Source organism: Vibrio navarrensis (assembly GCF_015767675.1).
Lineage (GTDB): Bacteria > Pseudomonadota > Gammaproteobacteria > Enterobacterales > Vibrionaceae > Vibrio.
The window spans coordinates 626,410-650,659 of sequence record NZ_CP065218.1; the positions used below are offsets into that span (position 1 = coordinate 626,410).

A 24,250-nucleotide genomic window follows, 5' to 3' on the forward strand; every position below is an offset into this window, starting at 1 on the left:
GAGAAGAGTTCCAAGTGTGAGTTTTCGTGGTAACACTTGGACTTCGCCACTACTCATTCAGACTATCAATGCGAATCATCACCGCATCAGGTCGCCAATATTCAAATTCGCAGTCGATTAACTCACCATCTTGCTTGTAGTTAACTCGACATATCTTGAGTACAGGCTGCCCTTGGGCCAAATTGAGCGCTTTGGCTACGTGGGCTGGTGCTGAAGTCGGAACCACCTCAAAGCGTGAACGGTGAGTCTCGTAACCATATTTCTGCCGATAAAGCCCCGTCAAGGAGCCTGTCAGATTCTCCTGCAAGATGGCGGGGAAGAGCGCTGCTTTAAGCACATTTTCCACAAACAGCACCACACGTCCATCAATAAAACGTAGCCGTTCAATCACATAAATTGGTGTCGTTGCCTCTATTTCAAGCACGTTGGCGTACTCACCACGCGCCATTTCGCGGCTCACATGCAGCAAACGGGTTTCAGCAATACGATGCTGATCTCGCACCATTTGATGAAAATGCGAGCGGGAAAGAGGGTTGTAACAAATTCGCTCCGGTGAGACATACCAACCGCGGCGCTCTTCACGGTATATCAGCCCTTCCGTTTCCAGTGAGACCAAAGCGTCTTTGATGGTGATACGCGTGGTAGCAAAGAGTCCACTCAATTCGCGCTCTGAGGGCAACTTTTGCCCTTGAAACCATACGCCAGCGTTGATCTGTGCGCGAATGGTGCTTTTTATCCTGCCTAGTTGAGTGGTTTGTTGAGTGCTCATTGCTGATCGAGTCCATTGCGTTTTTCTTTAACAAGGTAAAGCGAGCAGATAACAGAAATATGACGCTGGGTTAAGTTGGGCAATCACCGTCGTTTCTCTAATGATCTCTTTTGGGCCTCTTCCGATGTTTCACAAATGTACTAATCGCTTTCTCAACTGCTCGAATTGTAGTCTATGCTAAAAGTAATGCACGACTTATCTGCATGATAATCTAAGACTTTAGAGGTGGTAATGAGTGGTTCGGCCTTACACGTGATGTTCATTGACGACGATGAGCTGATGCTAAAAGCAGCAGGTAGGATGCTGCGCCGTCTCCGGCCAGATTGGCATTTCACCTTGGTCAACGACCCTCAATGCTGGCAAGAAGCCGCCGCAGAAGTCGACCATCAACCCGAGCTCATCATCAGTGATCTGCTGATGCCAAACCTTCAGGGCGATGAGCTGTTAAAGCAAGCAAGCCAAATCTACCCAGATTCCATCCGAGCGTTAATCACCGGTGACACCAGCAAAGAAGCCAGTGTTCTGCTCAATTCTTCGGTACATTTCATGCTTCCCAAGCCCTTTTCGGAGGAAGACTTCGTTCATGTGCTCAATAGTGCCGAACGGCTCAAACAGATGCCCTTTTCCACTGCGTGCCGGGCCAAGCTTGCTGAGATAGAAGATCTGCCTGTGTTGCCTCGCACTATTTTGCAAATTAGACAATGCATTCTCCGCCCGGAAGCATCGATACAGGACGTGTCAGATCTAGTAAATAGAGAGCCACCATTGGCAGCAAGGCTGGTACAACTCGCCAATTCGGCCTATCTCGGTTTTCAGGTCAGAACAAGTTCACTCACTGAGTCTATCAGACGCCTTGGCTTGGCGATGGTCGAAGCGGTTGCCAACATAATGCTCACGCAGAAAAGCTTTAAACAGCTCGATCCGCTTATTCATCAACAAATCGTCAACCGCTATCTCAACGCCGCAGAAAAAAGCAAAGCCTTATCTGAACGTCTTCATCTGCCTACCCGAGAGCAAGAAAAGATCTATCTCATGACGCTATTCTGCTCGATTGGAGAGTTGGTATTGCTAGAAAAAGGTGCTGCACCCGATCAATTAGAAGAGTTTTACTCATTTGAATGCGGCTACAAAGACAGCCTCGTGATCTGCAGCTATATACTGATATTGTGGGGCTACAGCGTTGATATGGCGGAGAGCATCCTTCGCATTGGTCGAGAGCAAGATCTTTCTGGCAAGAATATCGATAGCCAAGTTTTATTGCTCGCCATGCGCTGGATGGAGTCAGAAACGAGCAACAGTATGGAGACATTTCTGCGCTCCTTACCTGAACAAAATAAAAATGTCATTGAATCGATTTTAGCCGATACGCCTTAAGGAGAGTGATATGTCGATATCTGTAGCTGTGGTTGATGATTCAAAAATGTCGAGAAAGGCGGTTATCCGGGCACTGCCCGAGCAATTTAAAGAGAATCTTCATGAAGCGCAAAATGGCGAAGAAGCAATTCAACTTTATAAAGATGGCAAAGCCGACGTGATGTTTTTGGATCTGACGATGCCCGTGATGGATGGGTTTATGGTGTTGGCTGAACTGAAAAAAATTGCCGCGAGAAATTTTGTTTTTGTCATTAGTGCCGATATACAGCCGACCTCTCAGCAAAAGGCGCTGGAGCTGGGCGCGGTTAAATTTCTCCAAAAGCCTCTAGAGGCACCAGAGCTGGAGTCTGTTCTAAAGGAGGTCGGTTTACTATGAATCATGCATTTACACCCGACCATGAAGATTCGCTAAAAGAATTTCTCAACATATCGATGGGCAAAGCGGCCAATAAATTGGCCAACTTACTCAATTTGCACGTTACGCTCACGGTGCCCAATATCAGCATTGCCTCTCATGAAGAGCTCAACAACATTCTAAAGCAAAACCAAGAGTACTATTACACCCAGCAATCGTTTTTTGGCCAAATGCAAGGCGAGGTACTGACCCTTCTCAGCCGAAAAGGGGGCAAGGAACTGGCAAAAAATATGTGGCGTCTTGATGATAACGATGCCCTTTCCGATAACCTCCTCGCCGACTGCCTTTTGGAAGTATCTAACATCCTTTCTGGTGCCAGTATTCAAGGGTTGTGTAACCAGATCGAACTGAAAGCCAGAGTTCAACCACCGGTTCTCTTGGATCCTGACGATTTCACTCTACCAAAAGATAAATGGCAGCATACGATTATTTTGCAGGTCTCGTTTCTCATTGAGTCCTTTGAGTTCGAAACCAAAACCGTGATTTGCTTTGCAGACAGCGGCTTTAGTCAAGTGATTGAAAAACTAGATGCATGGATATAGCAGGGAAAAACATGTCGAATATCAAGCCAAAATTGATGCTTTCTGATCTGGTCAATCAGCTCTCTGTCGCGATTTGCATCGTTCGTCGTGATTACACCATTGCCATGGTCAATGAGTACTTTGTCACGCGATCGAAAGCGACAACTAGCGAATTAGTCGGCCAAAATCTGTTAGACAAATATCCAGAATCGCAGCATTTCCTCAAACGGAAAATTGACACTGCCTTTATGATTGAGTCACCCACTTTCTCATCTTGGGAGCAGGCTCCTCATGTTTTGCCTTTTTACACTTCGCGGCCAATTTCCGGTTCTGAAGACCGAATGTTTCAGAATATCGAGGTTCTGCCTATTCACAACGACGACGGCTCATTGGAACACGTCTGTCTTTGTATCCATGATGTCACCCTGCAAGCCGCTCAGCACCATTCCCTAAAAGAGTTGACCGTCAAGCTGAACAATGAACAGCATCAACTCGAAGATGCCTTAAATAAGCTAAAACTGGCACAAAGCCAGTTGCTACAATCAGAAAAAATGGCCTCGATTGGTCAACTCTCTGCGGGAATAGCGCATGAGATCAATAATCCAATCGGCTTTATTACTTCTAATTTACAGACATTGGAGGATTATTTTTCGACGGTAAAAAATCATATTCAACAGCTAAACACATTGATAAATAATTGTGAGAGTGAAACGATTATCGAAAGCAAAGAGAAAGCAGAAAAGAAAATTAATCTTACCTATATTCTCGATGATCTTTCGGATCTTATTCAAGAATCTTTGGAAGGTTCGGGCCGGGTCATGGCTATTGTTAAAAACCTCAAAGAGTTTTCTCATATAGACAGTTCTGAGTGGAATTACAGCAATTTAGAACACGGACTAGAGTCGACACTTAAAATCATAAATAATGAAGTAAAGTACAATATTGAGGTAGAGAAACACTTCTCGAAAGGCGTTCCTGAAGTATATTGCCAACCAATGCAAATAAATCAAGTCTTCCTCAATATACTTGTCAACGCCTGTCATGCGATCGAAGGGAAAGGGAAAATATCTATTTTCCTCGATAAACACGACGATGATTCTGTCTCGATTAAAATTGCCGATACAGGCAGTGGAATTCCACAAGAAATTCTAAGTTCCATTTTTGATCCTTTTTTCACCACTAAACCAGTTGGCTCTGGCACAGGATTAGGGTTATCCGTCTCTTACGGCATAGTCGCCAAGCACAAAGGGAAAATCGAAGTTGAGAGTGAAGTAGGAAAAGGTTCAACCTTTACGATTCTGCTCCCTATCAATCAAAAACCACAGCAGGACACTTCGAAGTAGAAGATGGATGGACACTTATGATCGATTATGCAGAAATACTCCTTGTCGATGACGAACCGCTGATCCTAAAGTCTTTGGAACGGCAATTGCGACGAAAAGTTGGGCATATCTACACTGCTCAGTCAGGGGCTGACGCCATTAAGATTTTAATGCAAAATCAAAATATTAATCTGGTGATTACCGATTTTAGAATGCCTGAAATGGACGGTTCAGAACTGGTGGCAAGAATAAAATCTGACTTTCCTGAAGTAGCCACCATCATGCTCTCTGGGCAAGCAGATTTCGAGCGGGTGACCAATGCCTTTAATACTGGTGCACTGACACGATATTTAGGAAAACCTTGGGACAACGATGAACTAACCTCGGTTATCGAAAATGTGCTAGATATCCAAAGTAAAACACGAAACCGAGACAGACTCACTCAACTTAAAAATATTTTTGCTTTAAATAACCATATTGAAAAAATAAAAGAGTACCGTTGCAAACCTTGGCTTTTAGTGATGCTGGATATTCAATCCATGCGAAAATTTAATGACCAGTATGGCGTCATGGAAGCAAATGACTTTATTCATGATATCGCCAAGGCCATCCCTAAATCAGAAAAACTCGTGTGGTATCGCTATGAAGATAAATTTTTCACCTTTGTTGAATACCATCACTCTGGTTACGAGTTAATATTCAATCTAGAGGAGTCGAGTTTTGCATCATCAAAAATTGAAACACGTATTCAGGTTAGTATTTACCTAAGCGATGCCTACTCGTGGAATACGATTTGTGCGGAAGAAATTGCCCGAAGAAAACTCGACGCATCACCTATCGATAATCATACCTATTGGCTAAACGATCAATTACCGAACGAAAACGTTAGAGAATTTTCCGAATTATCACTAATTATCAAAGATCTTCGCTCAAACAATTTCGTCGCTTATTTTCAACCTCAATTAAATCTGGCAACCGGTAAAATTGATTGCTGTGAAGCACTCGCCCGCCAAAAGGGAGAACATGGGAAGATCTTAAACCCCGCACAATTTTTACCTTTGATGGAAAAATATGATTTATTGGATAGATTAACCGAGCGCATGCTTAATCAGTCGCTACAGTTAATCTCACGGCTCAAACAACAACAGCTTTCAATCCGTGTTAGCGTGAATGTCACTGCCGCACAAGTTGAGTCCGGCTATGTAAAACAGTGTCTGCACAATGAAAACGGTGAGTGGGTTATAGGGATAGATCTGTTAGAACTTGAAATTCTAGAGACAGAGAAAATCGTCTCTTTTCCTAGGATGAGTGAACAGATCAAACTGCTGAAAACCGCTGGCGTGCGCTGCGCAATCGACGATTTTGGCACGGGTTACTCTGGTTTTGAATCGCTAAAAGAAATCCCTTTTGATGTGGTTAAAATTGATGGACGCTTCATCCGCTGTTTAGGAGAGAGTGAGTCCGATGACGTTATTTTGAAATCCATCACAGATAGCGCAACTTCGCTAAATATGTCTATCGTTGCCGAGTGGGTGGAAAATAAATTTCAGTATAATTATTTAAAAGAGCATGGCTGTACTCGAATACAAGGATATTGGGTTAGTCCTCCACTACCTTGTGACGATTTTTTAACGTTCCTCGCTAGTTATTAAGGAATCATCTATGAACGATACGGCAGAAAAAGATCCCCTTGATAGTGCGGAAGAGAGCACGAAGCTGTCTATTCTGCTGGTCGATGACGAAGCAGACATTCTCAAATCCCTCACACGGGTGCTGAGATTCGATTACGACGTGGTGAGTTTTACCAGTGGCGTAGAAGCGCTCGCTTATCTTGATCAAGACCATCCCCCGATCATCATTTCTGACATGCGCATGCCTGAAATGGACGGCGCCGAATTTCTTCGTTTAGCACGTGAACGCAGCCCTGATTCGATCCGCCTTTTACTGACGGGTTACAGTGATATGGAGTCTACGGTAAGAGCCGTCAATGAAGGCGGCATACACACCTACCTTTCCAAACCTTGGGACAATCAGCTACTTAAAGAAACCATCGCAAAAGCAGCCGAATTATTTCAGTTGAAAAGAGAGAAGCGAGAGCTGACGGCTGCATTGGCCGTGAAAAATGTTGAACTAGAGGAACTCAATCAAAGCCTTGAAGAAAAGGTGAAAGAGCGGACAGAAATGTTGGAATTAGCCAACAAGAAATTACAAGCGCTGCTCAATAGTCGCACCCAAACCTTTAAAGATATCTTAGCGACGCTCTCAGCGATTATTCAACGAGCAACGGGCAACAATAACGAACACAGCTTACGCATCGCTGAAATATCGCGAGCAATCGCCAAAAAGCTCCATCTCAGCGACAGTGAAATCTCGCATATCTATCTCGCTGGTTTACTGCATGAGATAGGCTTAATTCGCTCCGTTGAAGAGGAGCCTATGGAGCTCAACTTAGAACAAAATGAAGAGCAAAATAAAGAGCTTCCCCACCTTCCGCATTGCAACCCAGTGGTCGGAGCCGAGCTCATCAGTCAGATAAAACGTTTTCAACCTCTCGTAGAGATCATACGCCATCAAGACGAACACTTTGATGGGACAGGCAAGCCAGATCACCTGAAGGCGAACGCAATTCCTGTCGGCGCACGCATCTTGAAGATAGTGAAAAGCTATGATTTTCTCGTCGCCAATATGCGTAATCCCCATCGGATGAAAACCAAAAGTGCGAGACTATTTATTAAAAGCCAAGCGGGTGAAATGTTTGACCCAGATATCGCGGATCTGTTTGTCAAATTCGCTGAGAAGCAGATGGCTGATATTGATATTGATCGCTGCGTCAGCCTAGAAGAACTCAAAGTGGGCAGTGTTTTGAAGGAAGATTTATATCTGCCCAACGGCAAGTTGATGCTCACAGCAGGCAGCAAAATTACATACCATATGCTGGAAAAATTAAAAGAGATCGAGAAAGAAACTCACCTGCCTTTAGCCATCTTTATCTAATTTTTACTAATTCAGGGCAATATTGATCAGTTAGGTTATTGGCTGATTTTCGTCGCAGCAACACAGGGAAGAGTGAGGGTAACAACAGCACCATGCTCTTCCCTATTTTTAATCTCAATTTCACCTTCATGATGCTTAATAATATCGTAACAATAAGTTAGCCCCAAGCCCATCCCATGCCCAACTTCTGCTGTGGTAAAAAAGGGATCAAACAAACGCTTCAACCACTCGCGTTTTATTCCGACACCATTGTCTTCAATATCGACAAGGCAGAAATTGCCTATCTGCTTTGCCTTAATCTGAATATGTCCATTTCTGTCTTTCAAGCAAGAGCACGAATTAACCGCATTTTTGATCAGCTCGATAAAAAGTTTAACCAATTCACTGTTTGACCCTAATACGAGAGGCGCTTTAGTCACCGATGAATGAATATTTATTTCCACATTCTTTGCAACTTGTATGTTTGACAGTGCTTGATGAACTAACTCAAACAGCTCGATTGGTTGAAAGTCTGTGCTACCTTCATGACTATTTGCTGAGTATTTCTGCAATGCATCGACCAAACCTTTCACTCTATCAACGCACTGTTTGGTCTCCAAAAGACACTCTTTAAAATCTTGGTGAAGATATTGTACATGATGGTTCTTTTCCCATTGTTTAAGTACTTCTAAATCAACCATTTTATCCTGCTCTTTCAGTAAAGCGATCCAATTTTGATAAACGGAAAGATATTCAAGGCTCACTTGCAAATTGCTATTTACAACCCCAATGGGGTTATTAATTTCATGGGAAAAGCCCGCCGCCATAGTACCAATTGAGGCCATTTTTTCCGACTCCACCAGCTTCTCTTGTGTCGATTTAAGTTCTTGATTCAACTTTGTTAACTTTCTATTCGACTCAAGCAAGGCTTGCGTTCTTTGCGCTACTTTGCTCTCCAAGGATTCGTTGGCTTGCTCAAGTTGCTGTTGGTATTGAACGGTTTTCTTCTCCGAAATGGCGAGCCTTTCCACCATATTGACAAAGGCTTGAGATACAGTAGATACCTCATCTTTACCCGCAATATTCAAATCGACTTCTCTGTGACCATTAGCGATCTGGTCTGCGGCATCTCTCAATTGTGTCAAACGCTTAGTTAAATAAGCCCCCAAAATATAGGAAAACAAGGCCACCAACGACATTTCACCCAAGACAATAATAGCTGTCCACTTCTGCGCTTCCTTGATCTGGCTATTCAGTTTCGTCATGTCAAAGCCAAGCCAGACCGAACCAAAGGTGATTCCCGCCTCTCTAATGTCTTGTTTTACATCAAATATGCCATCTTTTACCTGTTTGGAGGACTCTTCTAAAATTCGCACACTGTAGCCACTTGGGGTTTGACCTTGCTCTGAGAGCAGTTGTCCTCCCTCGCCAAATACCGCGACATAGACAATGTCACTTTCGGTCACCAGCTCTTGGGTGAGCGATTCAATGGTCGCTAAGTCGTATGACAACACCGCATTCTTGACGGTGTATTCCAGCAAGCGCGTCGTTGATATAACCCGTTGATTGAGGCCGTCATAGTTCGTGGTTTTCAAATAGTTCAAGGTCAAGGATACCAAGATCGCTAGTGAGATTGCCTCAATCAGTGCAACACCTATGATCGTTTTCAACCTGAGTGACATCTTGACCTTCTAGTTGATTAAGTGTTCTAAAGAGGTGATGTTGAGGGCGCGGACATCGTCCCAATCTTGATCTTTTGCAGCTGCGATGCCGCTGAAATTGATCGCCTTTAACAGCATGGCGCCCTCTTCTGTATTGGCCAATTCAATGAGCGCGGTTTGAATCTGCTGCACAACGTCTATCGATAAATTCGGATGATAGGCAAACGCGTGGGGGGTGTAGGCTTCACTTCGCCATAGTACCGATAGCTGCTCTCGCACCTCTGGCTGAATATTATTTAGTGTTCTCTCTATACCACCACCCGCCTCAACCACACCCCTGGCAACATTGAGGTAGACCGAATCGTGTGAAGAAACATACATGGGTTTCACTTTAATGCCGCGTTGTTCTAACGCCGCTTTCGGCAGCACACTGGCCGCAAAAGCGGCTGGCGAAGGAAAAGCGACCGTCTTGCCATTCAACTTGCTGATGCTGTCTAACACACTGCCTTTTTGTACCACGATCAAACCTCGAATCATTTTGTCTTTCTGTTTAGCAAACGCTTGGTAACCGGGCGTTTGATGAAAGACGGTGTAGTGGTAAGGGTTCATGTAAGCGATGTCAAACTCGCCCTTGAGCAGCTGTTTTTCAAATTCCGGGATGTCTTTAGTGGTACGAAACACAATCTCATGGCCTGTCGATTCTGAAACCGCTTGTAATATCGGCCCCCAGCGCTTCGCTAACGTGGTTGCCGATTGCTGGGGAACAATGCCAAACGTAATCTCTTCAGAGCAAACGGAAAACGGTAAAAGCACACACATTAAAAGGAGCTTAACATTCATCGAGAACATCCACTTTCTACCTGATTTATCTATTAAATGTAGGATATTTATGAAAATTATCCATTCTAATCGCTGTTATTGTTAGCGAGATCAGAACAGGCAAGATACAAATGAAGCGATGACAAAATACAAAACTCATTCCACCTCCCTTTTCAGGACAAGGTTTGACGGGATAATGGCTCAATATCGAAGTAAGCGGTGCAAAAAACAAGGAACTGTTCAGCATCAATCGGTTTTGCAAAATGATAACCTTGAAACTCATCAACCCCCAGCTCAACAAGTTTCAACCATTGCTCTTGTTGCTCTACCCCCTCAGCAACCACTTTTATCCCAAGTTGGTGAGAGAGTGTAACAATGGAGGAAACAAAGTATTGTTGATTCTCTTGCGTTGCTATCTCTCTGACAAACGATTTGTCTATTTTTAATTTATTGAAATTTAATTGATTTAAAGTACTAAGTGATGACCAACCAGTCCCAAAATCATCTAGTGAAAGGCGAACTTCTAATTCGGATAGAGATTCAATGATTCTCTGACTTCTGTTGATATCATCCAGTGTCATGGTTTCAGTTATTTCTAGAATAATCGATTTGAGATAGTTGCGATCTTTTGCGAAAATTCTTTTCACCGCCAAGATTAAATCCTCATCAAATAACGAATCTGACAAATTGATCGCCACCTCCAAGCGAGTGTTAAATTCTACCCATTGCTTATCCAAGGCGATATAAACCTGCTGCATAATCCACTGGCCTAATCTTTTGGCTAATCCGGACTCTTCTGCAATTTTAATCAGATATTCTGGATGGATGAATCCAAAAGTAGGATGATTCCAACGAATGAGCGCTTCACAGCCAAGGCGCTGCTTGTCTCTCAAGATGATTGGCTGATAAAGCATGTAGATCTCACTCTGCTGATCTCTTTTTAGCAGTGCAAATAGATCTTCTGATAACCGTCTTTTCTTACGATGCTCAATAGCAATTTCCTTCTTGAAAAAAATCAATTTATCCAACTTACTTTTCTTGGCGATATTTAAAGCGACGTCTGCATTATTGAGTGTTGTACTAGAAAAGCCCGTTAAACTTTCGTTTATCGATGTAGTATCAAGGCTATTCGCTATCCCCATGGAAATTTTTGTTCTCTTCGACGGATCAAGCTTTGATATGAGATAGTTTAAATCATCAAGTAGTAATTTAGCGTAAGTTTCAATATTTACATCAGATTTGGTAATCACAATAGAGAATTCATCTGCACCGATGCGAACACATTCAATATTCTTGGATTTTTTGTACTTTTTTAACAAGGAAGATAAAGTAATAAGAACTTGGTCTCCATAATCGTAACCAATAGCATCGTTGATTTCTTTAAAATTGTCGATATCTAATAGTATAATCGTATGTTCTACATTTGAATCTCTATATTCATCTATATTTTTCAATAGATAGTTTCTATTTTTTAGCTTTGTTAACGGATCATACCAAGCAATGAACTCTTGCGCTCTAGCATCCCGATAAAGTTTGTATGTTAGAAAAATTATGATTATCATTATTACCATCAAATTGAAAACAACACTAGATTTATTTTCTTCTAGCACAGCTAGCTTTTGTATTGAGCTTTCTCCGGTAAAATTTGCAATCATAAGATTTCTTATTTCAGGAGTCATACTGTCCAATTCGTCACTCAGACGGCTAAGATTATCCATATTCCCTGTTAGTATAGCATTTTCATATTTTTTTAAAGAATTAAAAGCATTAATAACCACACGTTCAGAGTCATATAAGCTTCTAATATCTTTAGTTTCATCACTAGTCAAAAATGTTTCATATCGACTCCATAAAATATCGTAGCGTAAGTTGAGCTCGCTTCTTGATGAGTCTTTTTTTATCAGAAAAATGTTTAGCTCATTAATAAATTCTAGTGTTTCTATCTCAAGTTGCGCTAATGCCCAAGCAGATAATTGTGTATGCTTGGTCATCATACTAAACGTGTCATTAAACTTAACAAAAGCCGAGATAAAAAATCCTGACACGCCTAAAATTATCACTAGGAAATAAATAATGCCCTTAGTCATAATTTATTTTTCAATATCAATTTTGTCAACTTGCCATACCATTCTACTATGTAGAACCTCATTTTTTTCTTCTTTGAAATCACTTAATGGGTAGATAACCCATACAGGTCCTTTGTCACGAACACTCATTAATTTATCATCTTTTCTTATCGCTAATATCGGATTATATTTATCTATATCTTCGCTCGGGATCATTGCCCAGTAATTATTCAATGCAGTGACTTTCAAGCTTGCTTTTGATTCGCCAATAATCTTGAGTAGTGTTGCTGCTGATATTCCTTCAAAAACCGTATTTTCTCCTGTCCAAGGGGTTGTTGTTATAATTTCACTCTTCGGCAAGTCGTCAAGATCTTGCATGGTAAAATGGTGTGTCTGCTCTCCATTCACGATGCTTAATACAACACGCTCTGCCGAGTAGGCATTGACCCCAAAGAGAATAATAATGGAAATGATAGCATACGATGAATATTGGATAACCATTCTTTCTATCAATTTCATGTTCTAAATTCCTTTTAAATGAAAGCAGTGAATCTCTTCAATAAAGATAGAAACACTTTGTTTGATCCGCAAACACAGTTGGTTTAAAGTCCTCTGGCGCAACCGAAACGACACAAAACTGTCAAACAACTTGCGCTAAATCGTCACACTCCCTCCCTAGGATAAAAAACGAACTTACTGACCTAGTCCAAAAGGATGGAGACAATGAAAACTTTGCTTAGTCGTTCTACGGCGCTATCGGTTACGCTGATCGCTGCTTCGCTATCGACGCACGCCATCGCAAAACAGGCGGATCTGCAATCTCTGATTGAAGCCGCGCAAAAAGAAGGGGCGGTGTACAGTGTCGGGATGCCAGACAGTTGGGCCAACTGGAAAGGCACTTGGACAGACTTAAAGGCCAACTATGGCTTGAAGCATCAAGATACCGACATGAGCTCGGCGCAAGAGATCGCCAAGTTTGAAGCAGAGAAGAAAAACGCCACCGCGGATATCGGTGATGTGGGCTTTGCTTTTGCTCGTGTTGCGGTCAATAAAGGCGTCACTCAGCCCTACAAACCGACCACTTGGAATGACATTCCGGATTGGGCGAAAGACAAAGATGGTCACTGGGCTCTGGCTTACACCGGCACAATCTCTTTTATTTCCAACAATAACTTGGTTAAAAATTCCCCTAAATCTTGGGATGATATCCTAAAAGGGGATTACAAAGTGACGGTTGGTGATGTAGGCGTAGCAGCGCAAGCCAACAACGCGGTATTAGCGGCGGCGTTTGCCAACGGTGGTGACGAAAGTAACCTCAAACCAGCACTGGACTTCTTCGCGAAGCTGGCAAAACAAGGCCGTTTATCGTTTACCGACCCAAGCATTGCCAACCTTGAAAAAGGCGAAGTGGAAGTGGCCATTTTGTGGGACTTCAACGCGCTCAACTACCGTGACCAAATTGACCGCTCACGCTTTAGCGTGAACATTCCACAAGACGGTTCGGTTATTTCCGGCTACACCACCATCATAAACAAGTACGCGAAGAACCCGAACGCCGCCAAGTTGGCACGTGAGTACATCTTCAGCGATCAGGGCCAGATCAACCTTGCCGAAGGCTACGCACGCCCTATTCGCAGCAACGTGACTCTGCCAAAATCGGTGCAAGATAAGCTGATTGCGGATGATCAGTACCGCAACGTGCACCCGGTACAAGATTTCAATGCGTGGGAAAAATCGGCGCGCAAACTGCCGCGTCAATGGCAAGAAAGCGTTCTGATCCACCAGCAATAGAGGCCATTTTTCATGAACAGCAAAGTGATCTTGGTTGTTCTAGATGGACTCAACTATCAGGTAGCCCGTGATTGCATGGGCTACCTGAATGGCCTGATAGAACAGCAACGCGCAACGCTTTATAAACTGCACTGTGAACTCCCGTCACTCTCTCGCCCGCTCTACGAGTGCTTACTCACTGGCGTTCGCCCTGTCGACAGCGGCATCGTGCATAACCAAATTGTGCGCCTTTCGCAGCAGGAATCGATTTTCAGCTTGGCAAAGAATCAGGGCAAAGTGACCGCAGCGGCCGCTTATCACTGGGTCAGTGAACTGTACAACCGCGCTCCTTATGATGCTGTGCGCGATCGCTTCACCGACGATGACAACCTCAACATCCAGCACGGCTGTTTTTATCATTGGGATCACTACCCCGATGAAGCCTTGTTTCTCGATGGCGACTATTTGCGCCGCCGCTATCAGCCCGATTTCTTGTTGATCCATCCAATGAATATTGACGACATGGGCCACAAGCATGGTTTGGATTCACGCCAATACCGCAACAGTGCGCGCATGGCCGACGGCTATCTCTCCCATTATCTCGATACTTGGCTCACCGAGGGCTATCAAGTTCTCATCACGAGCGATCACGGCATGAACAACGATCTCTCCCACGGCGGCATTTTGCGCGAGGAGCGTGAAGTTCCTTTATTTGTGCTTGGCAAGCACTTTAGCCACCGCGAGTGTGACATCCAACAAACCGAGCTTTGTGGTGCCGTCTGCCAGTTACTTGGCCTTGAGCACCAAAAACCTTATCCACAGGCACTATTAGCACTATGAGCAGTTCTGTTATTCCTCAGAGTAAATCCGCCACCAAGCACACCACGCTTCGCCGATTTTCTCGTTTTAAACCCGCATTATGGTTGGCGCCATTTGCCCTGTTTTTCTATCTGTTCCAACTGGCCCCGATGGTTTGGGTGCTTTGTAACAGCTTTATTTACGATGAAAGCCTCTCGTTAGAGAACTATGTTGAAATTCTTGATTCGGCGTTCATGCGTCAGGCCTTTAGTAACAGCATCTGGTTGGGGTTTTGGTCAAGCCTGATTGGCTTAGCTATTGCCACTCTTCTGGTTTCCTCGCTGCGCCGAGTCAACAGTGTGCTACGTGATGGCGTGATCGCCTTTACCAATATGAGCAGCAACTTTGCTGGTGTGCCACTCGCCTTCGCTTTCATCATTATTCTCGGCACCAACGGCGCGCTCACTTTGCTATTGAAACAATATGGTTTGCTGGGCGAGTTTGACTTATACGGCAAATGGGGTTTGCTGGCGATTTACATCTACTTTCAGATCCCTCTAGCCACCTTGCTGCTCTACCCCGCATTCGACGCAATGAGCGACGATTGGCAAGCTGCAGCCGCTCTGCTGGGAGCCAAAACTTGGCAATATTGGCTCAAAATAGCGCTGCCTGTCCTATCTCCTGCGCTGCTGGGCACTTTCATCATTTTGATCGCCAACGCGATTGGCGCATACGCCAGCGTTTATGCGCTCACCTCTGGCAACTACAATTTGATCACTATCCGCATCGCCAGCTTAGTGTCGGGCGATCTGTTTCTTGAGCCCAATCTCGCGGCGGCCATTTCGGTCCTAGTGATGGTGCTTTTAGCGCTGATTACCATCATCAATCAGTGGTTGATCAGCAAAAGTTACCTAGGGAGAAAGCAAGATGCCAAAGCATAACCGCACTTTTGACCAAGCCGTCGTCACCACTATCGTCGGTTTGATGCTGATCCCCATTGTCGCGACTTTGGTGTACTCGCTTTCATCACGCTGGGGCGCGACCATTTTGCCCGATGGATTTACCTTGGACTGGTACATCAAGCTGCTCAGCGATCAGCGTTTTCTCGATGCTTTTGGCCGTTCGCTCTTTATCTGTCTCTTGGCATTACTGTTGAGCGTGGTGTTAGTGTTGCCCGCGATTTTCGTGGTGTTCTACTACTTTCCTAAACTCGACAAGGTGATGAATATGCTCATCTTGCTGCCTTTTGCTGTGCCTCCGGTAGTCTCTTCTGTCGGTCTTTTGCAGCTTTATGCGGACAGCGAGATTGCACTGGTTGGCACGCCTTGGATTTTAGTGGGCACTTACTTCACCATTGCGCTGCCTTTTATGTATCGCGCCATCGCCAACAATTTCGCCGCTATCCATCTGCGCGATCTGATGGATGCCGCGCACCTGCTCGGTGCAAGCACCACCCAAGCGTTTTTGCTGGTGGTGTTGCCAAATCTCAAGAAAGGATTAATGGCTTCGCTGTTTCTTTCTTTTTCATTCCTGCTGGGGGAATTTGTCTTTGCCAATATTTTGGTGGGCACCCGCTATGAAACCTTGCAGATTTATCTTTACAACATGCGCCAGACTAGCGGCCATTTTACCTCCGCGCTGGTGATGACCTATTTCCTATTTATCTTTTTGCTGACTTGGCTCGCCAGTCGTTTTAGCCGAGGAACTCACTCATGAGCTACGTTACCGCCAATCAACTCACCAAATATTTTGCTGACAACAAGGTGTTTGAGAACATTCAGTTTCAGATTGAACAAGGCGAGTTTGTCACCCTGCTTGGTCCTAGTGGTTGTGGTAAATCGACCTTGTTGCGCAGCCTGGCTGGCTTAGAAAGCCTGGATGATGGCGAGATCTGGGTCAATGGAGAAAACATCACTCAGCAAACACCGCAGCAACGCGGTATCGGCATGGTGTTTCAATCCTATGCGCTGTTTCCCAATCTGACTGTGGCTGGCAATATCGCCTTTGGCCTGAAAATGAAGAAGATGCCTGCTGATGCTATCCAACGTGAAGTGGCGAAAGTGATTGAACTAGTAGAGCTCAACGGCAAAGAGCAACACTACCCGCATCAACTCTCTGGTGGGCAGCGTCAACGCGTAGCACTGGCGCGCGCCTTAGTGGTCAAACCCCGCATTCTGTTACTCGATGAGCCGCTTTCTGCGCTGGATGCGAAAATCCGTAAACACTTGCGTCAGCAGATCCGCGATATTCAGAAAGAGATGAACCTGACCACCATTTTTGTCACTCACGATCAAGAAGAAGCGATGATCCTCTCAGACCGCATTTTCCTGATGAATAAAGGTGAGATTGTGCAGTCGGGCACGCCGGAGGCGATTTACACTCATCCGGTCAATGAGTTTGTCGCCGGATTTATGGGCCACTACAATCTGATCGATGCCAACCAAGCGAAACGTCTGTTTAATCTCGATACCGAATGGAAAGTGGCGATTCGCCCTGAATCGATTTATGTTAAGGAGCCCGGCCGACAGTACGGCCAACACATTTCTGCGCCGCAAGTTGGGGTAATAAAAAGCCACCAGTTGCTCGGCAATGTGATCCGCTATCAGGTGAACGTCAACCAATGTGAGCTCACGGTCGATTTGCTCAATCGCTCATCAGAGCGACTACTGGCCAGCGGCAGCCAACTGGAACTGCTGTTCAACCTTAACGAAATTCAACCAGTGAGAGCTTAAAATGGCCAACCCTTTGTACGTATTTGACCTCGACAAGACCTTGATCAATGGTGACTGTGCCATGATATGGAACGCCTTTCTGGCTGAAAAAGGCATTGCCACCGACGCCAATTTTGTCCAAGAGGATCAAAGGCTCATGGCGCTCTACGACCAAGGCAAAATGAACATGGCGGATTATCTCGCCTTCACCATCGCCCCGCTCACCCACTTGCCGATCGAAGAAGTTCACGCATTAGCCGCAGAGTGTGTCGAACGCGACATCTTGCCCAAGCAGTTCTCGCAGGCCAAAACGCTGATCGCCCAGTTACAGCGTGAAGGCATCGACATGCTCATCATCTCTGCGTCCGTCTCTTTTTTAGTTCAAGCGGTCGCACAACGTTTGGGGATTCAACAAGCCATCGGCATCGATTTACAACTCAACGGCGATCGCTACAGCACACAAATCAGCGGCATACCCAGCTATCGAGAAGGTAAGGTGACGCGCTTAAAAGCGTGGCTTAATGCAGAAAATAGAAGTGACGCGACGATCCACTTCTACACCGATTCGATCAACGATCTCCCTTTATGCCAATACGCAGACGTCACTTATCTAGTCAATCCTTGTCCGCAGCTCAAAGCTTACAGTGAGCAAACCGATTGGGTTACCTTGACTTGGGCATAAAATGATGGCGCTGGTAAACGGTGCTTACAGGATCATAAAAGGGCTCTTGCGAGCCCTTGATCAATATCGTATTAATTACGCGCTTTCTAGCTGTGCGACGATATCACGAGCCACCGCTTCGGCCACTTTAATGCCGTCGATGCCCGCAGAGAGGATACCGCCTGCATAGCCTGCACCTTCACCCGCTGGGTAGAAACCTTTGAGATTGATGCTTTGGTATTCTTTGTCGCGCTTGATGCACACAGGAGAAGAGGTACGCGTTTCCACACCAGTGAGCAACCCGTCTTCAGATGCAAAGCCTTTTATTTGCTTATCAAATGCTGGGATTGCTTCGCGGATCGCTTCAATAGCGAAGGGTGGTAACGCCTTCTCAAGGTCCGTCAGTTTGATACCGGGCGTGAATGATGGCTCCACGTCACCAAGAGCACTTGGATCGCGACCTTTTAGGAAGTCACCAATTTTCTGTGCTGGTGCATCATAGTTTTCACCACCAAGACGGTAAGCATTAGATTCAAGCTCGCGCTGGAAACGGATACCCGCCAGCGGATCCCCCTGGTAATCCACCTCAGGAGAGATGCCCACCACAATCGCGCTGTTGGCGTTACGTTCGGCGCGCGAGTATTGGCTCATGCCGTTTGTCACAACGCGGCCTTCTTCAGAGGTTGCCGCCACCACCGTGCCACCCGGACACATACAGAAGCTGTAAACCGTGCGGCCATTCTTGCAGTGGTGCACCAGTTTGTAATCTGCCGCGCCTAGAATTGGATTGCCCGCGTTTGGACCAAAACGCGCTTCGTCGATCATCGACTGTTTGTGCTCGATACGGAAACCGACAGAGAACGGTTTAGCTTCCATATAAACACCGCGCTCGTGCAGCATTTCAAAGGTATCGCGCGCACTGTGACCGACTGCGAGCACCACATGGCGAGATCTCAGCTCTTCACCGTTAGACAGCGTCACGCCGGTGATTTGGCCATCTTGCATATGGATATCGTCAACACGCGTACTAAAGCGGATCTCACCGCCGAGCTCAAGAATTTTCGCGCGCATTTTTTCAATCATCGTGACCAGCTTAAAAGTACCGATGTGCGGCTTACTCACATAGAGGATCTCTTCTGGCGCGCCCGCTTCAACGAATTCGGTGATCACTTTGCGGCCGTAGAAGTTTGGATCTTTCACTTGGCTGTAAAGTTTACCGTCAGAAAAGGTGCCCGCACCGCCTTCACCAAACTGGACGTTTGACTCCGGATTCAGCGTGCGCTTACGCCAAAAACCGAAGGTATCTTTGGTGCGCTCACGCACCTCTTTGCCCCGTTCGACAATGATTGGGTTGAAACCCATTTGCGCCAACACAAGGCCAGCAAACAAGCCACAAGGGCCAAAACCAATCACGATGGGGCGCTCAGTGAGGTTGGCTGGCGCTTTGGCAACATACTTATAATCCATGTCCGGCGTTTCGCGAACATGGGGATCGTTACTGAACTTCGCCAACAACGGCTCTTGGTTCGCCACTTCAATATCAAGCGTGTAGATCAACTGGATATTGGTCTTTTTACGAGCATCATAGCCACGTTTAAACATGTTAAAAGAAAGAACCTGATCGGCCGGAATGGAGAGCTTGCTGGTTATCGCGTCTAGAAGCGCGCCTTCCTCATGATCAAGCGGAAGTCTAATTTCAGTTAAACGTATCATTGGATGTCTCGTTGCAATTGGTGTCTTAGCCTTGCTGGATCATTTCCTTTTAGAGAAAGCAACCAGCGCAGCTCACAATGGCGCGCATTTTACGAGAATTTGCTTTCTATGTCATACAAAAAGCAGAACTGGGTCATACTAAAAACCAGAACGAGGCAAAGTTGGCCATAACAATCGCCGTCACCAATGTTGAATTTTGCCTTGGGATCAGTATCATCCCCCTTCTTCATTTTTGACCGCAACGTGTCATTGAAGAATGTGTTTCACTGAACTAAAGAGCGCTATGTCATGGCATTTGTGGTAACTGATAACTGTATCCAATGTAAATACACGGATTGTGTCGCCGTTTGCCCGGCGGATGCCTTTCACGAAGGGCCAAACTTTATGGTGATCAACCCCATCGAGTGCATCGACTGTGGTTTGTGTGTGCCAGAATGTGATGCAGCGGCAATTTTCCAAGAAGATGAGCTGCCAGAAGATCAAGTGATCTACAAAGAGCTAAATGCGGAACTGGCCGAGCTCTGGCCTGTACAAACCGAAGTAAAACCAGCAATGGATGAAGCAGAAAAGTGGAATGGCGTGCCCAACAAGCTGGACATGCTCGAAAGATAAGTTTTCCCTCCGAATCGATGGGTTAACCAGATTCGATAAAAACGGATTCAATAAAAAAGCGTCGTATTCCACGACGCTTTTTTGCTATTTAACAGCAGTAAAACACTACGCTTAACTGTTCTGACGGCGAATATTGTCGAGAATAATGCCCGTTGCCATCGCCACATTGAGTGACTCTGCCCCACCAAACGCAGGAATGGTGATCTTGTTGGTGACAAACTTTGACGCTTGTTCACGAACACCGTGAGATTCACTGCCCATCAGCAAAATGCCTTGCGCTGAGAACGCCGTTTTGTGCACACTTTCCCCTTCAAGAAACGCACCGTAAATTGGCAAGTTTGCCTGCTCCAAGTAACTTGGCAGATCAACCAAGCTCACCTGCACACGGCCAAAACTGCCCATGGTGGCACTGATGGTTTTCGGGTTGTATGGGTCAGCGCAATCGCTGCTGGCAATAATGTGTTTGATGCCGTACCAATCCGCCACGCGGATGATGGTGCCAAGATTGCCGGGGTCAGACACGCCATCTAAAGCAATCATCAAGCCTTGCGCTGGCGGAATTTCAACACGCGGGATCTCAACCACGGCAATGGCGGCATTGTTACTCACCAAGGTACTTGCTTTGGTTAAATCATCCAACGAGGCTTCAACGCACTCAAAGTTCGCCAACTCCTTGCCATACTGTGCAAGAAATTCCTCAGTGGCAAAAATCTGCTGAACCGCGAGAGCACTCTTCGCTAGTTCAAGAACGTTTTTCTCACCTTGCACTAAAAAAAGGCCATGCGCTTTACGCTGTTTCTTTTGTCCTAACGCACGCAGGAGTTTTAATTGGTTTTTCGAAATCATTGATCTTGTCCCAGATGAAAGCGGGCCGATTATAGAGCAAACCCGCGATCAGCTAAAGAGCGACACCGTTAGTCGGCGTGACTTTCTGCATCCTCACGTTTAAGGACTTTGTGACCATCTTCCGATACACCATTTTTCCAATAGCTGCTGATGTAGATATGCTCACGCCCAACCGCTCGTTCATTGCGAAAGTACTGACGCAGTTGGCGCATGGAATCGAACTCGCAGGCGCACCAAACTGATGCTCTGCCCGCCAACCATGGCAAGCGAGTCACTTTCTGTGCCAACGTCTCTTCGCCGGTTAGCCAAATCAGCTCCATATTGGCAGGCAACTCAAGCGTCTGTTGGTCAGAGGCTTCGGTAATTTTGACCACAGCGTATCCTTTTGCCTCTTTTGGTAACCGTGCCGCTTTGGCCGAAAGCGCGGGTAACGAGGTCATATCTGCCACCATAAAAAACCAATCTGCGTCGGTGTTTATCGGCGCTATTGTGCCCGGACCGACCATCGAAATAGTGTCACCGACCTGCGCAGCCATCGCCCAGCGCGCAGCAAAGCCGCAATGCGCGTCCAAGGTAATATGGCGCACAAAATCCACTTCGATTGCACCACGCTTGGCATCAAAGCGGCGAATGGTGTAAGTGCGCATTACCGGACGCTCACCTTCCGCAAGCTGGCTTAAATCGGTGTTGCCGCTGGTATCAAACAGCAGTTTGATATAGCCGCCTTCGCACTCTTGCGGAAATTGCTTGAGAAAGTTACCTTCAAAAACAATGCGTTGCATATTTGGTGTCAGGGTTTGCGTCGATACGACAGTCAGTACTTGTGGCGCGGGTCTATTCATTTCTCTACTCGATAATCATTCTCTTTTGCATTTATACTAGCAACCTCCTAGTAAAGCGCCTAGCCTCTTTAAGCAAATTTACATTGAAATTGCCTTTCTCGGCTTTTGGCCAAGCACGATCGGCGGTGGGTGTATTCACGCCAGCGTATTGCGAAATACCTGAGCGTTGAAGCAATCTATCAGCACATCTCTGGATGAGATCTCAATGCTGGTTCGCTGAAAATCGTTAATCACATCGACGACGTGGATGGGTGAGCGTCTGCATGATTGCCTCAGCGTTCAATCCATCAGCTAAGGTCATAAAATACCAAGCAAATTTTAGCCCGCTGTTACTCAGGCTATAAAACCATCCGTAACGGACAAAACCGTGCTGCACAAGATTGTTCGCCGAAGCCTCGTTATGTTCTTTGATCACCGCATACAGCAGATCCAAACCATGGGCCTTAGCGTACTCAATCCGCAACCGGGTGAGTTCTTTAGCGATGCCTTGCCTTTGATACTGTGGCAATACAAACAAGTGGCCTAACTCGCCATGTTGTCCCTGCACTAAGCTCTTGATGGTCGCGACTCCCACTAACTGTTCACCATCTAAAGCCACCACCACACAAAAATCGCTGGCAAGATCAATGCTGCGCAGCAAACGGGTGGCATTTGGCAAGGTATTCAGATGTCTCTCGGCACAATCTCGGATCGCAGCCGGAGGATTGATTTCATAGCGAATACTTTCTGACATAGCCACCTTCGTTAGTCAGCCATGCATCATGCCAGCGCTTGAGCATCAAACATCGCAGGGACAATACGTGAACCATTATTTTCAATGATCTCCATGATGCCGAGATGCAGTTCTTGAGCAGCCACTTGGTAAACGGGCAAACTTTTGCTCCCGATGTAGGCAAAGACGTTGATTTCCAAGCCATGCGCACCAAAACCGCGAAAAGTGACGCGCAGAGGCTTTTTATCCACCTTCTCATGATTTTCGAGCAAGGCTTTAATCTCTTCAATAATGGCCTTCAGTTGCGCGGTGGTTGTGCTGTAGTCGAGCCGGATATCCGTTTTAAAACGGATTTTTTCTCGCTCAGAAATGTTCTCAATTTCCATTTCAGCCAATTTCGCATTCGGGACATGAATCACCGTCCGATCGATGGTTCTTACCCGGGTACAACGCAAGCCAATTTCTTCCACCGTACCGCGAATTCCACCAAAACTGCACAAATTGCCCACTTTTACCGGAGCAGCCGAATAGAGCGTCATCGTGCCGATAAAGTTTTCCAGTGACTGTTTGGAGGCTAGCGCCAATGCAACACCCCCAACCCCCATACCGGCGAGCAGTGCCGTTGCATTGAAGCCTTGGTACTCCATCCATGAAAGTACAGCGAAGATCAACACAATGATGCGTAAGAAAGTCAGAAAAGGCCGCACCATCGCGGCACTCTGCTTATTCCCTTTGCCAATCAATCGCTCACGCATCACATATTGCAACAAACCAATTAGTGCCCAACCCAGCCAAAGCGTGGACATAAACAGTAAGTAGCCATTGTTGACCATTTCTCTTGCCGTGACGGTTAAAGTGGTGTTGGCCAGCAGTAGATGATCCAGCCCCAAGGCTAAAAAGAACAGCAAAGGTCTCGCAATCACCTTAGCTAAGTCATCTTTCATTTTTATCTGGCTGCGTCGAACCAACCAAGCACCAAACAGAGTAAAAGGTGCGATGACAATAAATGAAACCACTAAGTAGGTGGAGAGAAGCGCAATTTCCCAAAAATTCAGTTTAAACACGTAGCCACGCGGGATATTGTTAATAAACCATTCGCTCAACGGTCCGTAACCCAGCTCTTGGTACAGTGTTGGCACCATTGCGACCGTTGCGTTGGAAATCTTCCAAATTTTGCCTAGGTCCTTACTCGGAACTTGCTGCAATAGAAGAAGAATATCAGCATCTTTGATGTTGATCGTGCCAAACGTATCTCGATACTCGGGTTGGAAATCATCTACTGCGCCAGCTGGCGTATCATTAATCTCTTGTAAGTTAATCCAGACATTACGTTCAATAATGGCATGGAGTTGGCGAGCGTATTCCTGTCCGTCTTTAACTTTCAAATTCGAAGGTAAAAAACGCATATCTAGGTATTTGGCCGCTTGGGTGAAATCTTGCGCGTAGGCTGCCTGCAAAAAGCCGTTCAACGCACCTCGCGGCGTGTCTCGTTGCAAAGCATCCTTATAAGAGTAAGCGATATTCAGCGCTGGCTCCGCCACTGGAGTGTTGCTAGATTCCTCAGCCATACTGAGAATCACGCTCGTCGGCAGAGCAAAAGCGTAAGAAGGCAATAGACAGAGCACGAGAAACGTTGCTCGAAACCAATTCAAAACCATATTGTAT

At 45.7% G+C, this 24,250-nt stretch carries 23 protein-coding genes; 13 read left to right on the plus strand and 10 right to left on the minus strand.

Going from position 1 to position 24,250, the window contains the following annotated elements; genetic code table 11:
- Positions 1–49 precede the first annotated feature (49 nt).
- The gene (locus I3X05_RS19495) at positions 50–769 is read right to left on the minus strand and encodes a UTRA domain-containing protein (RefSeq protein ID WP_045568723.1); all 720 of its coding nucleotides are present in this window, start codon (positions 767–769) and stop codon (positions 50–52) included.
- A 231-nt stretch (positions 770–1,000) separates the two neighbouring features.
- Between I3X05_RS19495 and I3X05_RS19500 the strand changes: the two genes are divergently transcribed.
- The 6 genes from I3X05_RS19500 to I3X05_RS19525 are packed head-to-tail and all read left to right on the plus strand — an operon-like array spanning position 1,001 to position 7,395.
- Positions 1,001–2,143 (plus strand): HDOD domain-containing protein, encoded by a 1,143-nt coding sequence (locus tag I3X05_RS19500; protein ID WP_337971431.1) that lies wholly within the window; start codon positions 1,001–1,003, stop codon positions 2,141–2,143.
- Positions 2,144–2,153: 10 nt separating this feature from the next.
- On the plus strand, positions 2,154–2,519 hold the full coding sequence (locus I3X05_RS19505; protein ID WP_045568725.1) for a response regulator: 366 nt from the start codon (positions 2,154–2,156) through the stop codon (positions 2,517–2,519).
- The gene (locus tag I3X05_RS19510) at positions 2,516–3,100 is read left to right on the plus strand and encodes a chemotaxis protein CheX (RefSeq protein WP_045568726.1); all 585 of its coding nucleotides are present in this window, start codon (positions 2,516–2,518) and stop codon (positions 3,098–3,100) included. Before I3X05_RS19505 ends, I3X05_RS19510 begins: the two co-directional genes overlap by 4 nt.
- A gap of 11 nt (positions 3,101–3,111) precedes the next feature.
- The gene (locus I3X05_RS19515; protein WP_045568790.1) at positions 3,112–4,422 is read left to right on the plus strand and encodes a PAS domain-containing sensor histidine kinase; all 1,311 of its coding nucleotides are present in this window, start codon (positions 3,112–3,114) and stop codon (positions 4,420–4,422) included.
- Positions 4,423–4,439: 17 nt separating this feature from the next.
- Positions 4,440–6,053 (plus strand): GGDEF/EAL-containing response regulator, encoded by a 1,614-nt coding sequence (locus I3X05_RS19520; protein ID WP_193166776.1) that lies wholly within the window; start codon positions 4,440–4,442, stop codon positions 6,051–6,053.
- 10 nt (positions 6,054–6,063) lie between these two features.
- On the plus strand, positions 6,064–7,395 hold the full coding sequence (locus I3X05_RS19525; RefSeq protein ID WP_337971432.1) for an HD domain-containing phosphohydrolase: 1,332 nt from the start codon (positions 6,064–6,066) through the stop codon (positions 7,393–7,395).
- Positions 7,396–7,430: 35 nt separating this feature from the next.
- On the opposite strand, the gene I3X05_RS19530 is transcribed toward I3X05_RS19525, so the two are convergent.
- From I3X05_RS19530 to I3X05_RS19545, 4 genes are all read right to left on the minus strand, one after another.
- Positions 7,431–9,056, minus strand: a complete 1,626-nt coding sequence (locus I3X05_RS19530) for a HAMP domain-containing sensor histidine kinase (RefSeq protein ID WP_193166775.1) — start codon at positions 9,054–9,056, stop codon at positions 7,431–7,433.
- 9 nt (positions 9,057–9,065) lie between these two features.
- Positions 9,066–9,875, minus strand: a complete 810-nt coding sequence (locus I3X05_RS19535) for a phosphate/phosphite/phosphonate ABC transporter substrate-binding protein (RefSeq protein WP_193277812.1) — start codon at positions 9,873–9,875, stop codon at positions 9,066–9,068.
- Positions 9,876–10,027: 152 nt separating this feature from the next.
- The gene (locus tag I3X05_RS19540) at positions 10,028–11,941 is read right to left on the minus strand and encodes a putative bifunctional diguanylate cyclase/phosphodiesterase (protein WP_193166774.1); all 1,914 of its coding nucleotides are present in this window, start codon (positions 11,939–11,941) and stop codon (positions 10,028–10,030) included.
- Positions 11,942–11,944: 3 nt separating this feature from the next.
- Positions 11,945–12,439 carry an oxidoreductase gene (locus tag I3X05_RS19545; protein ID WP_226972209.1) on the minus strand — a complete coding sequence of 165 codons (495 nt, stop codon included), beginning with the start codon at positions 12,437–12,439 and terminating at the stop codon, positions 11,945–11,947.
- Positions 12,440–12,643: 204 nt separating this feature from the next.
- Here I3X05_RS19545 and I3X05_RS19550 point away from each other — a divergent pair, with 204 nt between their 5' ends.
- Genes I3X05_RS19550 through I3X05_RS19575 form a run of 6 tightly spaced genes read left to right on the plus strand, consistent with a single transcriptional unit; the run spans position 12,644 to position 17,881 of the window.
- Complete coding sequence (locus tag I3X05_RS19550; protein WP_337971433.1) at positions 12,644–13,711, plus strand: ABC transporter substrate-binding protein; 1,068 nt, start codon at positions 12,644–12,646, stop codon at positions 13,709–13,711.
- A 12-nt stretch (positions 13,712–13,723) separates the two neighbouring features.
- Positions 13,724–14,530: an alkaline phosphatase family protein gene (locus I3X05_RS19555; protein WP_337971434.1), complete on the plus strand. Its 807-nt coding sequence runs from the start codon at positions 13,724–13,726 to the stop codon at positions 14,528–14,530.
- The gene (locus I3X05_RS19560) at positions 14,527–15,429 is read left to right on the plus strand and encodes an ABC transporter permease (RefSeq protein WP_337971435.1); all 903 of its coding nucleotides are present in this window, start codon (positions 14,527–14,529) and stop codon (positions 15,427–15,429) included. The genes I3X05_RS19555 and I3X05_RS19560 overlap by 4 nt, the downstream gene beginning before the upstream one ends.
- Positions 15,416–16,204 carry an ABC transporter permease gene (locus I3X05_RS19565; RefSeq protein WP_045568735.1) on the plus strand — a complete coding sequence of 263 codons (789 nt, stop codon included), beginning with the start codon at positions 15,416–15,418 and terminating at the stop codon, positions 16,202–16,204. Before I3X05_RS19560 ends, I3X05_RS19565 begins: the two co-directional genes overlap by 14 nt.
- Entirely contained in the window at positions 16,201–17,220 is a 1,020-nt protein-coding gene (locus tag I3X05_RS19570) for an ABC transporter ATP-binding protein (RefSeq protein WP_193251307.1), read from the plus strand. Before I3X05_RS19565 ends, I3X05_RS19570 begins: the two co-directional genes overlap by 4 nt.
- A 1-nt stretch (position 17,221) precedes the next feature.
- The gene (locus I3X05_RS19575) at positions 17,222–17,881 is read left to right on the plus strand and encodes an HAD family hydrolase (RefSeq protein WP_193166771.1); all 660 of its coding nucleotides are present in this window, start codon (positions 17,222–17,224) and stop codon (positions 17,879–17,881) included.
- A 75-nt stretch (positions 17,882–17,956) separates the two neighbouring features.
- Here the strand turns inward: I3X05_RS19575 and I3X05_RS19580 are convergent, their stop codons facing one another.
- A complete protein-coding gene (locus I3X05_RS19580) occupies positions 17,957–19,573 on the minus strand; it encodes an NAD(P)/FAD-dependent oxidoreductase (RefSeq protein WP_337971436.1) in 1,617 nt (538 codons plus the stop codon).
- A gap of 288 nt (positions 19,574–19,861) precedes the next feature.
- Here I3X05_RS19580 and fdxA point away from each other — a divergent pair, with 288 nt between their 5' ends.
- Positions 19,862–20,185, plus strand: a complete 324-nt coding sequence (gene fdxA, locus I3X05_RS19585; protein WP_045568747.1) for a ferredoxin FdxA — start codon at positions 19,862–19,864, stop codon at positions 20,183–20,185.
- Positions 20,186–20,296: 111 nt separating this feature from the next.
- On the opposite strand, the gene I3X05_RS19590 is transcribed toward fdxA, so the two are convergent.
- From I3X05_RS19590 to I3X05_RS19605, 4 genes are all read right to left on the minus strand, one after another.
- Positions 20,297–21,031, minus strand: a complete 735-nt coding sequence (locus tag I3X05_RS19590; protein ID WP_045568748.1) for an RNA methyltransferase — start codon at positions 21,029–21,031, stop codon at positions 20,297–20,299.
- 68 nt (positions 21,032–21,099) lie between these two features.
- Positions 21,100–21,873, minus strand: a complete 774-nt coding sequence (locus tag I3X05_RS19595) for a siderophore-interacting protein (RefSeq protein ID WP_045568749.1) — start codon at positions 21,871–21,873, stop codon at positions 21,100–21,102.
- Positions 21,874–22,099: 226 nt separating this feature from the next.
- Positions 22,100–22,606 carry a GNAT family N-acetyltransferase gene (locus I3X05_RS19600; RefSeq protein ID WP_193166768.1) on the minus strand — a complete coding sequence of 169 codons (507 nt, stop codon included), beginning with the start codon at positions 22,604–22,606 and terminating at the stop codon, positions 22,100–22,102.
- Positions 22,607–22,632: 26 nt separating this feature from the next.
- On the minus strand, positions 22,633–24,243 hold the full coding sequence (locus tag I3X05_RS19605) for a mechanosensitive ion channel family protein (RefSeq protein ID WP_045568751.1): 1,611 nt from the start codon (positions 24,241–24,243) through the stop codon (positions 22,633–22,635).
- Between the last annotated feature and the right edge of the window lie 7 nt (positions 24,244–24,250).